Below are 15158 nucleotides of genomic sequence, written 5' to 3' on the forward strand. Positions count from 1 at the left end.
ACGCCAATCGCACGAAGAGGAGCTCGGCCGTGATCGCTCCTGCGACGCCGCAGCTACTTCGTTCATGGCACGCGCCGGTGAACGCCACTTGCGACTTCGGCATCTGTTGAATCTGTTTCGATGTCTGGTTGCAAGTCGTCGCCTCGAGTCGACCGGAGACCCGTCACAAGGCACCGGTACCGATCTCGCATTCGGTCGCTCTCGATGACGCCCATCGACAAGGCAGTCTCGGACGCGCGCCTGAGCATGAGCATGAAGTTCCTATGTCTTATTCTCGTCGTCACGTGCGTCCTTTGCGCGCTCCCCTCGAATGCGTGCGCGACAGAAGATGCCGCTCCGCACGGATCGCCACCGGCCGCCGAACACGGGAGCAACGGCGAAGGCTCTGCCGTTCACGTGGGTGTGCTCGGCGGGATCGGATTTCCGCGTCCTCTCTCCATCGAGGCTCTGGTCGACATCGATCGCATCCTGGCCGTCGGCGCCGAGTACGGGTTTCTTCCCAAGACGAAGATCTCGAGCATCGAGCTCGGCTCGTGGGCCGCCTCGGCCGACGCACGTCTCTTCCCATTCCGAGGAGGCTTCTTCATCGGCCTGCGCGCCGGCTACCAACACCTCGATGCATCGGCGACGGTCACCGTCGGCTCGCAATCGGCGTCGGGCTCGATGGCGATGGAGACCATCTTCGTGAATCCGCGCATCGGCTTCTTGTGGATGGGCCGACCAGGGCTCGCGATCGGCTTCGAAGCGGGAGTTCAGATCCCGCTATCGTCGTCCGTATCGACCTCGCTGCCCGAGGCGGTGGCGCTCGACTCACGGGTCAAAAGCACAGCCGATACGCTCGGCCGCTCACTTCTACCCACCGTCGATCTCCTGCGGGTGGGCGTCATGTTCTGAGCCGTTCTGTCCCGCCTCTGACCAGGTGATAAGCCGAGTGTTCACGCCCGGGGACGCGTTCCAATGTGGGCCTCGATGGAACTCCGCGAGATTTCGATCCCCGCTCTGCGTGGCTCGATGGCGCACGACATGCATCGAGACTGCGTCGAGACTCGAGGAGGACGTGGGATGAACGACGACGAAAGACCGAGTGTAAGGCGCATGTCGAGCGGTGTGCACGTCGTGATTGCCCTGGATCGAACGAGCGATCACAACCTCTGGTCGGACCTGATGATGGAGGAGCCGCACGGCGTCTTCATCGCCACCTTCCATCGACTCACGCTCGGCACTGTCGTCCACCTCGTGCTCACCCTCGAAGGCGATCCGACGCCTCTCGCAGCCTCGGGCGTGGTCCGTTGGTCGAGCTCGCATCGCGAAGGCACAGACAACGTCGCGGGCGTCGGCCTCCGGTTCGTCGATCTCGACGACGCGGCCGCGGCCAAGCTCGCTCGGTTCATGAGCCACGTACGGGAACCGATCGTCTTCGAGCTCGAAGAGCTTCCGATGCGCACGAGGAGCGCGAACGGCTAACCGGTGGCGGCAACGGCTCGAAGGTCGTCCGGATCTGGAACTGAAGTCCGTCTGACCTCGAGCCTCGAGCCCCGCCTTCTGTCGCGTACGCGCGACGCTACGATGTGCCCGCGCGGCATGTCGAAGGGCCGGGCCGATGCGCTGCCGCGCCGCTCATACCGACGAACGCCCTTCTTTTTCGGGGATTCGTGCATGGCGTACCGCTTGCTATGGCGCGCGGCGACATGCGTCTGCAACGAATCTCGAAATGCATTTCCACTTTGCTTGGAGCCTCCGCCCTCGCTTGGGCGGCGCCGGCATCGGCGGATGGGTTGCCGCTCAATCGGTTCGACCCCGCGCCCGCCGGCGACAGGATGTTCGGCGTCCAATCGCCCTACGCAGCAGGGAGCGCCACGCCCCATCTCATGCTGCTCGGCGACTACGCGAACAACCCGCTCGTCTTGCGCCGGAAGAGTGACGACTCGGACGTCGGCACGGTCGTCGGCGGCCAGCTCTTCGTCCATCTGAACGGCTCGCTGTCGCTCTTCGATCGAATCAACCTCAACATCGACGTTCCCCTCGCCCTCTATCAGGGGGGCGACAGCCCCACGAGCAACGGCACGAGCTTCAACTCCCCGAGCGGCGCCGAGTTCGGTGACATTCGTGCGGGCCTGCGTGTCCGTCTCCTCGGCGAATACCACGACGCCTTCCAGCTCGCCGTCGGCGGCTACGTCTGGCTCCCGACCGGCAAGAGCGGCGGCTTCGTCGGAGACGGCGAGGTCCGCGGCATGCCCCAGCTCATCGTCGGCGGCCGCACCGATCGGATCGTGTGGTCGGCCGCTGCGGGGCCGGAGCTTCGCTCCTCGCAGGTCTATGCGGGCGTCGATCAAGGAACGATGATCAAGGGCGGCGCCGGCATCGGCGTGCTGCTCGGCGCCCGCAGGCAGTTCCAGATCGGTCCCGAATTCAACGTTGCCTTCTCGACGAAGAGCGTCGAGAAGCGAACCACGAACGCCGAAGCGCTCCTCGGCGCTCGCTATCGCGTCATCCGCGACATGGAGCTCGGCATCGCTGCCGGACCAGGTCTCACGAGCGGTATCGGAACACCGGACTTCCGCGGACTCCTGATGGTCGCCTACTCGCCGGAGCAGCGGGCCGACCGCGACAAGGACGGCGTCTATGACGACGTCGATGCGTGCCCGGACGAGTTCGGCGATCGTTCGGACGATCCGGCGAAGAACGGCTGTCCCGCGCCGAAGGACCGCGACAAGGACGGAATCCTCGACGAGATCGACGCCTGCCCGGACGTGCCCGGCGTGCGAAGCGACGACCCCGCCAAGAACGGCTGTCCGCTGCCGAAGGATCGCGACAAGGACGGCATTCCGGACGACGTGGACGCGTGCCCGGACACTCCCGGCGTGCGAAGTGACGACCCCGCCAAGAACGGCTGCCCGCCCGATCGCGACGGCGACGGCATTCCGGACAGCGCCGACGCGTGCCCCGATCTCAAGGGCGTCGCGAGCTCGGATCCCAAGCAGAACGGGTGCCCGCCGGACACCGACGGCGACGGCATTCGCGACGACGTCGACGCGTGCAAGCTCGAGAAGGGCAAGCCCAATCCGGACCCGACGAAGAACGGCTGTCCGCAAGCCGTGCGCGTCACCGAAAACGCGATCGTCATCCTTCAGCAGGTCCAGTTCGACACCGGCAAGGCCACCATCAAGAAGGCCTCCGACGCCCTGCTCGACGAGGTTGCGGCCGTGCTCACGGAGCACCCCGAGATTCGCAAGGCAGAGATTCAGGGCCACACCGATGATCGCGGCGTGCCCAAGGCCAACGAGAAGCTCTCGCAAGATCGAGCCGACGCCGTTAAGAAGGCCCTCGTCAAACGCGGCATCGACGAAGGCCGTCTCGTGAGCAGGGGATACGGGCAGACCGCTCCCATCGACGACAACAAGACCGAGGCCGGACGTCAGCGCAACCGGCGCGTCGAATTCAAGATTCTCGAGAAGGCGTCCAAGGGAGGCAGCGATGCGAAGTAAGAAGACGGTTTCGGTATTGAGCGCAGGCCTCCTCGGTCTCGGCGTGTTCGCCAGCAGCACGGCAGAAGCCGCTCCCTCGCTACGCGTGCAGGTCGATCAGCGCGGCGACTTCGTCCTCCTCGGCAACACGCTCGCGCAGGACTGCGCCGCAGGAATTCCCGCGCCGCTCGTGGGAACCGTCGGCGCCTGCGGTGCGAACACCAGCGACTCGTCCGCCGACGTCTACTGGCGCTCGGACTCGCCGCAAACCGGGCAAGCCGAGGCGAACACGGGCGTCACCGTCGCGCAGGCGCGCAGCACCGCCATGCTGTCGATTCCGACCGGCGCGACGATCACGCATGCCTATCTGTATTGGGCCGCATCGGTCGATACGCAGATCTCCGATCAGACGGTGACCTTCGAACGACCGGGCGTCTTCACGCAGAGCATCACCGCGCTCGCCTCGCAGACGTCGCCGCTCAACGATCACTTCGCGTACCAGTCGGTGGCCGACGTCACCGCGCTGGTCAAACAACACGGCGTCGGTGCCTACCGCGTCGGCGACGTCACCGCGCGGGTGCTGCTCGACAAGAGCCAGGAGACGTCGTTCGCCGGCTGGTGGATGGCGGTCTTCTACGAGCTCGCGACCGATCCTCCGCGCAACCTGGCGCTCTTCGACGGCCTCGATCAGGTCTCGCAGAACAGCTCCGCCGACGTCACGCTCTCGGGGTTCCTCGTTCCGAACGCCGGCTTCGATGGAAAGCTGGGCGTGATTGCCTACGAGGGCGACCAAGCGAACACCGGCGATTCGCTATATTTCAACAGCTCGCAGCTCTCCGATGCGCTCAACCCGGCCACGAACTTCTTCAACAGCACGCGTTCACGGCTCGGCACCGCCATCTCGCTGGCCGGCGATCTTCCGCAGCTGACCGGCGCGGCGGCGAGCATGTCGGGACTCGATCTCGACGTCATCGACGTCACGTCGAAGCTCACACCGGGCCAGACGTCGGCTCCCATCAAGGCGACGACCACCCAGGACATCTATCTCCTCGGCGGCTACGTCACCTCCATCTCGACGTTCAAGCCCGACTTCTCGACGTCGACGAAGACCGTCACGGACGTCGACGGCGGCGCGCTCCTTCCGGGCGATATCCTCCAGTACACCATCGTCGCCAAGAACACGGGCAACGACGGGTCGGTGAAGACCATCCTCGAAGACGCGCTCCCGGTGGGGGTCTCCTACGTGGCGGGCTCGCTATCCATCACGCAAGGTGCCAATGCGGGCGCGAAGACCGACGCCACCGGCGACGATCAGTGCGACTACGACGCGGCGGCGCGCAAGGTGACGTGTCGTCTCGGTGCAGGGGCGAACGCTTCGCTCGGTGGCGCGCTCGCCATCGACGAGTCGAGCACGGTCACCTTCAAGGTGAAGGTCGACGCAAACGCGACGGGCACGATCTCGAACCAGGCAACCATCACCGCCTCCGGTTTGCTCGGCGCCCCCGCCAGCTCCGCGCTGACCGACGGCAATGGCACGGGCAACGGCGCGCCGCCGACCGAGAGCATCATCGACCGCTGTGCCGACGCATCGAAGTGCGCGTCGCCGACGCCGTTCTGCAAGACGGCCGAGCATCCGTACGTCTGCGTCGAATGCCGAAACGACGCGGACTGCCCCGGTTCGAAGCCGTCGTGTGACGTCGCCACCAACACGTGCTCGTGCCAGCCGAGCGGCGCCGAGGTGTGCGACGGCAAAGACAACGACTGCAACGGCACCATCGACGACGGCTTCGCCGAAGTGTGCGTCGCGTGCGTGACGGACGCGGATTGCGGCGATGCCAACAGCGGGCGCGTGTGCCACGACACGAGCAAGACGTGCGTCGACGGCTGCCGAGGGCGCGACGGAAACGGCTGCGCGCCCGGCAAGACCTGCTCGTCGCAAACGAGCGCCATCGGCGAATGCAAGGCCGCGTCGTCGACGGACGCTGGTGCCGACGCAGGACACGATGACGGTGGCAACGGCAACGGCAACGGAGCCGGCGGCGACGCGGGCATCGACGACGACATCGTCGCGTCCGGAAACGGCTTCTCCTGCTCGACGGGTCCCATCTCGGGCGGAGGCGCGGGCCTCGTGTGGCTCCTCGGAGCCGCGGCCACGGCCTTCGCGATGGTCCGACGGCGCCGCAACGCTCGCTGAAGCGTCACGCATCTGAACGAACGCCGGGCCCTCGAGAAATCGGGGGCTCGGCGTTCTTCATTTCGGCGACGTCGAAGCCGCGAGCGACGAGCTCAGGGCTCGACGTGGAACTCGACGCGGCGGTTCGTACGACGGCCGCCTTCGGTCTCGTTGCTGTCGAGCGGCCTCTCCGAGCCGAATCCCGCGCTCGAGAGCCGCGCACCATCGACGCCGTGAGCGACGAGCCACGTGACGACCGCAGCCGCGCGGTTCGCGCTGAGCTTCTTGTTGGCGACGGGACTTCCGACGTCGTCGGTGTGGCCTTCGACACGCACCTTGGCGATGTCGGAATGCTCGCGCAAGATCGTGGCGACCGCCTGGAGCACGTCTTCGCTGTCCTTGCCGGCTTGGATTTCGGCACTGCCGGTCTTGAATTTCACCTGGTCGAGAATCTTGATCTCGCCTGCCCTCACGAAGGCCTTTGGACACCCGCTGCGGTTCGGGTCGGGATCGCGCGGCCCCGGCTCGTCCGGACATGCATCGTCCACGTTGACGATACCGTCCTTGTCGCGATCCGTGTCGGGGCAGCCGTTCGTGACTGCATTCGACGTGTGAAGCCCCGGCGTCGTCGGGCACGCGTCGTCGACGTCGTGAACGCCATCACCGTCGGTATCCGGCGGGCAGCCATTCTTCGTCGGATCCGTGGAGACGACACCCAGGGCGCCGGGACATGCATCGAGACGATTCGCGACGCCGTCATGATCGAGATCGACATCGGCATCGGCACCTGCCGGCGTCGATCCCGGAGGAGCCGCAGGGTGCGCCTCGGCCTCGCTTGCGCGCCCACCTTGTTTCTTGGTGACCGACGGCGCCCACTCCGCCGAGAGAAGAGCGTGGATCGCGGGCGCCCCATACCCTGAGCCGAGCCCGGTACCGACGCCGGCTCCCAGGCGAACGTCGCTCACGAGATAGTGAGCGCCGAGCAGCGCCTCGAGAGGCGTCGCGCGCCGCGCGAACGGATCGTCGAGAACGGTGCTCCCGAAGACCTCCGGGCCGACCACGAGCCGGCGCTTGGCCAGCCTCACGCCTGCCGATGCGGTGAAGCCGAGGTCCGAGCCGACCGGACTGCCATCGACCTGCTCGGAGTGCGCGCGGTAGCTCACGTTGAGCTGAGCCGCGTAGACGAAGGCCCCGACCTCGCCCGCCACCATCGCGCGCGGCCGGATGCGAACGGCCCCGTCACCGGTGTACTGCTCGCGCGATCCTGTCGGAGCCCAGACCTGGACACCGACCGCTGCCGTGATCACGTCGCCATAGGTTCCGAAGAGGCGAACGTCGCCTCCGATGCGGAGGTCGCCCACGCCTTGCGCGTGGGGCGGCGCCGAATACGTGCGCGTGCCGAACGTGGCGGACGTGCCTTCCGCGAAGACCTGGACCGGGAGATCCAGGGCGAGCCGGAATCGATCCGCCAGCGCAACGCTTGCGCCGACGTGCAGGAAGGCGAGGTGGCGAACGGGCTCCGCCAGGAGGTGGCCGCTTCCGTTGCGAACGACCAGCGGCTGGTACGCGTACTCCGCCACGGCGCCCACGGCGGGTCGAAAGCGTCCGCGAAGATCGAGCGATTCACCGACAAACCAGTCACTTCCGCGCTCGGAAGGCTCGAACCGGCTCAGCGCGAAGCCAGGCGCCGACTGGGCGTGGGCGCCCGGGGAAAAGCTCAGCCATGCGAGCGCCGCGCCGCCCGCCAACGCGAGACGAAGGTAGCGCTTGCGTGAATGCATCATGCACGCAAATTCCAAGAGACGACCAGGACCGAAGAAGAAGGTGGCGACGTAGGCAAAAGCAATGCCGCCGCGCGGGCGGGGTATGTACGACGGACACGCGTTCCGAGTGTGTTCGATCCGTTTCGAAGCACTTATCGTCGCTACGAGTGGCTACGGGTCTAGTGTCGCGTCGGCTCGCCATCTGATGCGCTGACGCGACAGTGGCGGGGCGGAAAGTGCTCGCAAAACGAGAAAAGATCAATGCGTGCGCTCGGACGCCCGCGCGAGTACGTAGGATGCTTGTCGGGGGGCCGATTCGACCGACCGTGATTCCATCTTCCGCGAAACTCGCCTCCACCTCGTCGGCCTCGTCCGCGTCGAGCCCGGCTCCGTCCGGCCCGCGCCGCTCGTCGCTCGCCGTGAAGTGGACGCTGTCGATGCTCGTCGTGGGCGTCGTACCGATGCTCGTGCTTGGCCTCGCGGTCTTGCGGATTCAGCGCGAGAGCATGAGTCGCGTCGAGAAGGAGCTCGAGATCGCGATCGTCGACGAGGCAGCGTCGAACGTGAACGCGCTCGTCGACAAGGCGTCGGATCTCGCCACCCGAACGTCGGCCATCCTCGCCGACGAGGACCGCGATGTCGATGCGCGGATGCGGGCGATTCGCGCCGAAGCCTCGAGGACGCCGGAGGTCGTCTCGGTGGCGTTCTTCGACCAAGATCGCCACTTCGTCGATGCGGTCGTGTCACGGGACTCGACGGAAGAGGTGGCCCCGCCGGCGGGGAACGGAGTGCGCGTGGTGCCGGCCGTCGGCGGTGGCGCTCACGTTCGCTTCGAGCGTCCGCTGGACGGAGGACCAGGCGGCTTCGTCGTGGTCACGCTCGGTCGCGGTCCTCTGGACGGCCGGCTTCGCGATCTCTCGCTCGCTCGCTTCGGAGCACCGGATCGCCTGTACCTGGTCGACGAACGCCTGCACGTCGTCGCTGGTGGAGCGATGGCCGCCAAAGCCCGGCCGCCGATCTTCGACGATGCGCAGTGGCCTGCAGCAGCGTTCGCGAGCGAGCTGCTCGTGACGACCGAGTTCGTCGGTGACGGCATCGCGAAGGTCGGCACGGTGCGAACGCTTCCCGCGGCTCGGCTGGCGGTCGTGGTCGAGCGTCCCGCCGACGAAGCGTTCGCGGCGCTGACCAAGTCACGTCGCACGTTTCTCTGGACGCTCGCCGTGTTCGCGGCGCTGGCCGGTCTCGCAGGGATCGTGCTCGCCCGGCGCACGCTCGGACCGGTCACGCTCCTCGTCCGTCTGGTCGAGCGCTATTCGCGACGCGATTTCGCCGCGCGTAGCGAGGTCCGGTCACGCGACGAGCTCGAGGCGCTCGGCGGCTCGCTCGAGCGCATGGCCGACGAGCTCTCGGCGAGCGAAGACGAAATTCGCCGAAGGGCGAAGGTCGAGTCCGACCTCTCGCGTTTTCTCCCCGGTGAAGTCGCGCGCTCGGTCGCGGAAGGAACGGGCAGCCTCGCGCTCGGAGGTGCACGCAAGCCCGTGACCGTGGTGTTCGCGGACGTCGTGGCCTTCACCACCTTCGCGGAACGCGCCTCCCCCGAGCGCGCAGTCGCCTTTCTCAACGAGCTCTTCACCATCCTCTCCGAGATCGTGTTTCGCCACGGTGGAATGGTCGACAAGTTCATCGGCGACTGCATCATGGCGGTCTTCGTCCCGGACGAGGCGGACGACGCGAGCGACCATGTTCGTCGTGCCCTTTTCGCCGCCGAGGACATGCACAGATTCGTCGAGTCGAACGCCCCTCGATTCCAGTCCGAATACGAGTTCGACGTCCGCCTCGGAATCGGCGTCGCGACGGGTGAGGCCCTCGTCGGAAATCTCGGGAGCGAGGCTCGCATGGAGTACACTGCGATCGGCGACGTGGTGAACGTCGCGGCTCGCCTCGAGACGCTGGCGAGCGCCAAACAAACGCTCACGACGGCGGACGTGGCGGAGGCTTGTCCGGATCTCGACTTCGCCTCGCTGGGCAAGCACTGCCTCCGCGGGCGTGTGGCGCCGGTCGAAGTCTTCGAGGTGAAGTCGTGAGCACGATGCGACGCTGCGGATCGTGCGGTGCCCCGAGCGAACACACGGAGAAGTGCGTCGCGTGCGGGGTCGACCCGAACGTCGGTCGCATCGTGGGCGGGAAGTTTCGCGTCGATCGCCGGCTCGGCGCCGGCGGAATGAGCAGCGTCTACGCCGGCGTCCATCTGGAGCTCGGCGAACCCGTAGCGATCAAGTTCCTACGTCGCGAGCTTGCACTCGACCCCACGTTGCGAAAGCGCTTTCGCCGCGAAGCGGTGGCTCTCGCGCGACTCCGTCATCCGGGCATCGTTTCGATCCTCGACTTCGGCGACATCGACGACGAGCTCTATGCCGTGATGGAGCTCGTGGCCGGTCGGACGCTCGACGAGGTTGCCGGAGGCCGGCCGATTCCGCTCGCTCGTGCGGGCGTCATCTTCGATCAGCTGCTCGCCGCCCTCGAGATCTGCCATGCCGGCGGCGTCGTCCATCGCGACCTCAAACCCGGCAACGTGATGGTCGTCACGCACGAAGGCGCCGACGCGGTGAAGCTGATCGACTTTGGCATCGCCCATGCATCGCTCGGCGGCGACGAGAAGCTGACGAGCACGGGGTTGGTTCATGGGACGCCGGAGTACATGTCGCCGGAGCAGTGCCGCGGAGAGGATGTCTTCGCGGCAACGGACATCTACGCGGTGGGTGTGATGCTGTACCAGCTGCTCACCGGCTCGAGGCCGTACGATGCGGACAACGCGGCGGCGCTCATGGCCCAGCATCTGTTCGTCGACCCCCGCCCCATGCGTTCGATCGAGCCATCCGTTCCGGTCGGCATCGAGGCGCTCGTGCGAAGGGCGATGGCGAAAGCCGCGAGCGAGCGTCCCACCGCCCGCGAGCTCCGTCACGAGCTGGCTTCGGTGCTCGAAGGAACGGATCTCCATTCGCTCGCCGCGGCGTCGACCTCCGAACGCCAGCGCACACTCGCGCTCGGACGTGACGAGCGCGCGCTCACGCAACGACCGCCCGGGTTCAGCCTCTTCGACGTCGAGCTCCCACTCCCCGATTCGACGCGGGCGCTCTTGTGGATGCCACGCGGACCGCGCGGTTCGGACGTCCAGAGCGCGCTCGCCATCGCCGGCATTCGACTCGTGGAATGGTCGGACGAAGACCCAACCGCTGCGCTGACCGACGATGCGCGGCTCGCCGTCATCCTCTCGGCGCGTCACGACGGCCTCGAGCGCCTGCGCCGCCTCCGGGCTTCGCTTCCGCGCTTGCCCGCGGTCGTGATCGACGTGTCCGGTCCCGAGGAGACGACGGCTGCGATTCGCGCCGGCGCCTCGGATTTCTCGCTCGAAGGGAGCGCCGACGCGGAGCTCGGTCGAAAGCTCTCGCGCTTGTGGCGACGTCACGCACGGAGGAACTCGTGAAGCAGGTGTTGGGGCTCGCATCGATTCTCGCCGCTGCTGCCGTGATGACGGCGGCCTTCGAGGTACGTGCCGACGAGGTCGTTCGCTACACGGTGAAGAAGGGTGACTCGTGCGCCAGCATCGCGCGACACTTCTACGGCGACTCGCGGTACGCCGAGCTGCTCCACGAGGCGAACGACATCCAAGGCCCGCAGCCGCATGCGCTCGAGGCAGGGCGCGTTCTCGTCATTCCGCCGAAGCCCACCGCGCCGACCGGCCCTGATGCCAAGCTCACGGCGGTCCGCAATCACGTGGAGATCCAGACGCCGCAGACCAAGCCAGGACGGGTGAACGATCCTCTCTATCGAGGAAACCGCGTCGCCACCGAAGCCGTGTCGGCCGCGGCGGTCACGTTCCGCGACGAAACGCAGGTGCGCCTCGGAGAGCGAACGCTCGTCGTCATCCTGGGAGACGCGAACCGCGCTGCCTCGCTCCGTCCCACCGTGGAGACCAACCTCGTGACCGGCAACCTTCGCGCATGGATGTCGAAGTCACCGGTGAATCGCGTGGCCGTGGCGACCGAAGCCGCGCAGGTGCGCATGATCGGAGGCGAGGCAGCCGTCAGCTCCGACGAGAAGAAGACGACCCGCCTCGCCGTCTACGCAGGGAATTCGAAGATCACCGCCGCCCGCAAGACCGAGGACGTCTCGGCCGGATACGGCACGAAAGCGGAGCGGGGCAAGGTGCCGGAGGTGCCGAAGCCGCTTCCTCACGCGCCAACGTGGACGTCGGGCGTTCCGCAGGTCCTCGTCGATCGAGGCACGGGAGCACCGCCGTTCGTCGCCGAGTTCGGAATGCCCGACGGAGCCGACGCGGCGAAGGCGCACGTGGGCTCCTGGCACGTGCAGATTGCACGCGATGCAGCCTTCGACGATATCGTGGTCGACCACGTCGTCCCGCGTGAGACGCAGCGAGTCGAGGCGTCGTCCCCGTCGCCGGGCCGTTACTTCGTGCGGGTCAGCGCCATCGACGAGGATCGCTTCGAGGGGCCCTACGGCAGGCCCCTGCCCTTCGGCATGGTCAAGCTCGATGCGCAGCCGACGTCGAACGGACGACGCGTCACGCTGGAAGCATCGAACGTGACGTGCGTGCGCGTCGGCAACGTGAACCTGCAGGCGGTTCGAAGCAGCATCGACTTGCGCAAGGGTGAGCGGATGCTCGTGCGATGCGCCGTGTCGGACACGGAGCCGACGACGCTCATCGACGTCGACGCCGACGCGAACGTGTCGCACGCGGGCGGGGAGAGCTGAGCGCTCGCCCCGCGGCGTGCGAAGCGCCGATCAGCGCTGCTCTTCGGAGCTCTTGCAGATCGCCGGGTAGGCGATGCCCGCGAGGGCCGCGCCGATGATGGGCGCGATCCAGAAGAGCCACAACTGCGAGAGCGCGATGCCTCCGGCGAACAGCGCCGGTCCCGTGCTTCGCGCCGGGTTGACCGAGAGATTCGTCACCGGGATGCCGACGAGGTGGATGAGCGTCAGGCAGAGTCCGATCGCGATCGGCGCGAATCCCTTCGGTGCGCGCTCGTCGGTGGCGCCGAGGATGACGAAGAGGAAGAAGAACGTGAGGACGATCTCCGCCACGAGTGCGGACACCAGCGAGTAGCCTCCCGGCGAGTGCTCGCCGTAGCCGTTCGACGCGAAGCCCGCGTGGACGTCGAAGCCCGCCTTACCGCTGGCGATGACGTACAGCACGGCCGCTCCACATACCGCGCCGACGACCTGAGCGACGACGTAGGGGAGGATCTCTTTCGCCGGGAATCGCTTTCCGACGACGAGGCCCACCGTGACGGCGGGATTCAGATGGCAGCCGGAGATGTGTCCGATGGCGTAGGCCATCGTGAGCACGGTGAGGCCGAAGGCGAACGCGACGCCCAAGAGGCCGATGCCGACGTTGGGAAAGGCGGCCGCCAAGACGGCGCTACCGCATCCGCCGAAGACGAGCCAGAAGGTACCGAACGACTCTGCGATGCAACGCTTGGCGAGACTCATGGATCTCCTCAGAACGCCACGCCGGCCTGGAATTGCAGGCTGGCGCTCGGTTGCATCGAGGTTCCGTTGTCACGCAGGAAGAGCGGAACGTCGGCCTCGATGTAGGGGGTAAGCGGACCGTCTCCCTTGAACGGGAGAACGACGATGGGAACCACACCGATGTTACTCGGCGCTCCGACCTGCGTGGCGACGCGAAGACCGGCCGAGAGCGGGCCGGCGTCGTAGATGACGCCCGGGTCGACGACGAACGTGGTGGCGGTGGGCGTGCGCTTGAGTTCGTTCAAGGCGATGAACTCGAAGTCCACCTTCCAACGCTCGGAGAGCTTCACGGTGATGCCTGGAGTAAGCCCAACCGTAACAAAGTCACCACCGATGACCGTAGTGTCCTTCGCGAGCGTCACGAGCGGCAAGGCGAAGCCGACGTGACCGCCAATTTGCGGGAAGGTGCCCGAAGAAGCGGGCGCCAAAACAGCGGCCGCAGCAGGCGCGGCGGCCTCGTCGGCATGCGCAACAGCGGGGACGAGCAAGGCACACACAAGAAAGCAGGCGGAAGCAAGAGCACGGCGAACCATCACGACTCCTTGAATTGATTCGTCGAGCACGCGCCTTCGTAGCGGCGCCGCTCGATGTCATGGGTCGCCGCTCTGGTGCAGCCGACGTGCCGTGCTCGGATGCGCCGCGTGCACGCTGCAGGCGCGGAGAAACAGCCTCGAACGCCGGCAAATCCTCTGGTCGTGCTCGGTCGCGCGCGTTGTAGAGGGCGCGCGACAGTTGTAACGTCGACTCGGCATGGCGACACGGTCGGATACGGACACGAAGGACGAGGCCCGGACTGTGGAGCCACGCGTCACCCCTGGCGTCAACCCGGGCATCAACCCGGGCGGCAAAACCATCCCGAGGTTCCTGCGTGCGACCCCGGCCCCCCGCCTGGAGCTCAAAATCGAGCGTGAAGCCGGAAAGGCCACGTCACGGGTCGTCGTCTTCGACGGCGACGCCCTCCGGCTCGGTTCGCACGACGCGAACGACGTCGTCTTCTCCGACCCGCACGTTTCGCGCTTCCACTGCCGGATCGAGCGGACGCCGCGCGCCTGGCGCGTGATCGATCAGGACTCGCTCAACGGCACGCGCGTCTCCGGGGTTCCGATCCGTGACGCCGATCTCCCCCTCCCGGACTGCCGTATCGAGCTCGGCGATTCGGTCGTCCTCGTAACCGAAGTACCTTCGGTCCAGAGCGTCGAGATCCTCGATCAGCCGAGCTTCGGAGACCTGTACGGCGCCTCGTTTCCGATGCGTCGCCTCTTCGCCATGCTCGAGCGCGTGTGCGAGAGCGAAGCGAACGTTCTCATCGAGGGCGAGAGCGGAACGGGCAAGGAGCTCGTAGCGACGGAGATCGTGCGGCGCGGACCGCGCAGCCACAAGCCGTTCGTCGTCGTCGACTGCAGCGCGATCTCGCCGAGCATCATCGAAAGCGAGCTCTTTGGCCACGTGCGAGGTGCGTTCACCGGCGCCGATCGCGATCGCGTCGGAGCCTTCGAGTCGGCGCAAGGCGGCACCATCTTCCTCGACGAGATCGGCGAGCTTCCTCTCGACATGCAGCCGAAGCTCCTCCGCGCTCTCGAGGCGCGCGAGATCCGGCGCGTCGGCGACAGCAAGCCTCGCAAAATCGACGTGCGCGTCATCGCCGCCACCAACCGCCGTCTCGAACGCGAAGTGAACCACGGGCGATTCCGTGAAGACCTCTACTTCCGGCTCTCGGTCGTGACGGTGCGTGTTCCGCCGCTGCGCGAACGCCTCGAAGACGTGGACCTCCTCGTCCGCGCCACGCTCGACAGCCTCGACGCACAGAGCAGCGCCCATCTCTTCACGCCGGAAGTGCTCGCCGAGATGCGCCGGCACAACTGGCCCGGCAACGTGCGCGAGCTCCGGAATTTCGTCGAGCGCACCGTCGTTCTGCGAGGCATCGAAACGCGACGAGACGCGCCCGAGCCGGAGAACACGAGCGCGCCCACGAAGTCGCCGGCCCCCATTGGCCTCGAGCTCAGTTTCCGCGAGGGCAAGGAAGCCGTCATCGCGGACTACGAACGCAGCTACCTCGGATCGCTGCTCGAGTGGGCGAACGGCAACGTCAGTCGCGCCGCGCGCAAGGCCAAGATCGACCGCATGAGCCTCTACCGGCTCATGGATCGCCACGGCGTACGCCACACCGCACACGGCTCGAAAGACGACGACTAGAGCGCGCCCGACGGC

At 66.9% G+C, this 15158-nt stretch carries 11 protein-coding genes; 8 read left to right on the forward strand and 3 right to left on the reverse strand.

The window, feature by feature from the left end; all coding sequences use genetic code 11:
- The first annotated feature begins 204 nt into the window (after nucleotides 1-204).
- The 4 genes from AKJ09_RS05355 to AKJ09_RS05370 all read left to right on the forward strand — a co-directional run bounded on the left by AKJ09_RS05355 (nucleotide 205) and on the right by AKJ09_RS05370 (nucleotide 5658).
- Complete coding sequence (locus AKJ09_RS05355; protein ID WP_146646101.1) at nucleotides 205-894, forward strand: hypothetical protein; 690 nt, start codon at nucleotides 205-207, stop codon at nucleotides 892-894.
- Between the two features lie 168 nt (nucleotides 895-1062).
- On the forward strand, nucleotides 1063-1464 hold the full coding sequence (locus tag AKJ09_RS05360; protein ID WP_169927272.1) for a PilZ domain-containing protein: 402 nt from the start codon (nucleotides 1063-1065) through the stop codon (nucleotides 1462-1464).
- A 224-nt stretch (nucleotides 1465-1688) separates the two neighbouring features.
- Nucleotides 1689-3485, forward strand: coding sequence for an OmpA family protein (locus tag AKJ09_RS05365; protein WP_205633607.1), 1797 nt, complete (start codon nucleotides 1689-1691; stop codon nucleotides 3483-3485).
- Nucleotides 3475-5658, forward strand: coding sequence for an isopeptide-forming domain-containing fimbrial protein (locus AKJ09_RS05370; RefSeq protein ID WP_146646104.1), 2184 nt, complete (start codon nucleotides 3475-3477; stop codon nucleotides 5656-5658). Before AKJ09_RS05365 ends, AKJ09_RS05370 begins: the two co-directional genes overlap by 11 nt.
- A gap of 92 nt (nucleotides 5659-5750) precedes the next feature.
- On the opposite strand, the gene AKJ09_RS05375 is transcribed toward AKJ09_RS05370, so the two are convergent.
- A complete protein-coding gene (locus AKJ09_RS05375; protein WP_146646105.1) occupies nucleotides 5751-7421 on the reverse strand; it encodes an OmpA family protein in 1671 nt (556 codons plus the stop codon).
- Between the two features lie 305 nt (nucleotides 7422-7726).
- Between AKJ09_RS05375 and AKJ09_RS05380 the strand changes: the two genes are divergently transcribed.
- The 3 genes from AKJ09_RS05380 to AKJ09_RS05390 are packed head-to-tail and all read left to right on the forward strand — an operon-like array spanning nucleotide 7727 to nucleotide 12173.
- A complete protein-coding gene (locus AKJ09_RS05380; RefSeq protein WP_169927273.1) occupies nucleotides 7727-9484 on the forward strand; it encodes an adenylate/guanylate cyclase domain-containing protein in 1758 nt (585 codons plus the stop codon).
- Nucleotides 9485-9489: 5 nt separating this feature from the next.
- Nucleotides 9490-10884: a serine/threonine-protein kinase gene (locus tag AKJ09_RS05385; protein ID WP_240488934.1), complete on the forward strand. Its 1395-nt coding sequence runs from the start codon at nucleotides 9490-9492 to the stop codon at nucleotides 10882-10884.
- Complete coding sequence (locus AKJ09_RS05390) at nucleotides 10881-12173, forward strand: FecR family protein (RefSeq protein WP_169927274.1); 1293 nt, start codon at nucleotides 10881-10883, stop codon at nucleotides 12171-12173. The genes AKJ09_RS05385 and AKJ09_RS05390 overlap by 4 nt, the downstream gene beginning before the upstream one ends.
- Before the next feature lie 30 nt (nucleotides 12174-12203).
- Here the strand turns inward: AKJ09_RS05390 and aqpZ are convergent, their stop codons facing one another.
- Nucleotides 12204-12911, reverse strand: a complete 708-nt coding sequence (gene aqpZ, locus AKJ09_RS05395; protein WP_146646109.1) for an aquaporin Z — start codon at nucleotides 12909-12911, stop codon at nucleotides 12204-12206.
- A gap of 8 nt (nucleotides 12912-12919) precedes the next feature.
- Nucleotides 12920-13438, reverse strand: coding sequence for a hypothetical protein (locus AKJ09_RS05400; RefSeq protein WP_205633608.1), 519 nt, complete (start codon nucleotides 13436-13438; stop codon nucleotides 12920-12922).
- Between the two features lie 262 nt (nucleotides 13439-13700).
- Between AKJ09_RS05400 and AKJ09_RS05405 the strand changes: the two genes are divergently transcribed.
- Nucleotides 13701-15143 carry a sigma 54-interacting transcriptional regulator gene (locus AKJ09_RS05405; protein ID WP_146646111.1) on the forward strand — a complete coding sequence of 481 codons (1443 nt, stop codon included), beginning with the start codon at nucleotides 13701-13703 and terminating at the stop codon, nucleotides 15141-15143.
- The last annotated feature ends 15 nt before the right edge of the window (nucleotides 15144-15158 follow it).

Origin of the sequence: Labilithrix luteola, from assembly GCF_001263205.1 — a bacterium.
GTDB classification, from domain to species: Bacteria; Myxococcota_A; Polyangia; order Polyangiales; family Polyangiaceae; genus Labilithrix; species Labilithrix luteola.

Excerpts from the sequence above, each read along its gene's own strand:
- AKJ09_RS05355 (WP_146646101.1), top strand. The coding sequence starts at position 205 with ATGACGCCCATCGACAAGGCAGTCTCGGACGCGCGCCTGAGCATGAGC.
- AKJ09_RS05360 (WP_169927272.1), top strand. The coding sequence starts at position 1,063 with ATGAACGACGACGAAAGACCGAGTGTAAGGCGCATGTCGAGCGGTGTG.
- AKJ09_RS05365 (WP_205633607.1), top strand. The coding sequence starts at position 1,689 with ATGCGTCTGCAACGAATCTCGAAATGCATTTCCACTTTGCTTGGAGCC.
- AKJ09_RS05370 (WP_146646104.1), top strand. The coding sequence starts at position 3,475 with ATGCGAAGTAAGAAGACGGTTTCGGTATTGAGCGCAGGCCTCCTCGGT.
- AKJ09_RS05375 (WP_146646105.1), bottom strand. The coding sequence starts at position 7,421 with ATGATGCATTCACGCAAGCGCTACCTTCGTCTCGCGTTGGCGGGCGGC.
- AKJ09_RS05385 (WP_240488934.1), top strand. The coding sequence starts at position 9,490 with ATGCGACGCTGCGGATCGTGCGGTGCCCCGAGCGAACACACGGAGAAG.
- aqpZ (WP_146646109.1), bottom strand. The coding sequence starts at position 12,911 with ATGAGTCTCGCCAAGCGTTGCATCGCAGAGTCGTTCGGTACCTTCTGG.
- AKJ09_RS05405 (WP_146646111.1), top strand. The coding sequence starts at position 13,701 with ATGGCGACACGGTCGGATACGGACACGAAGGACGAGGCCCGGACTGTG.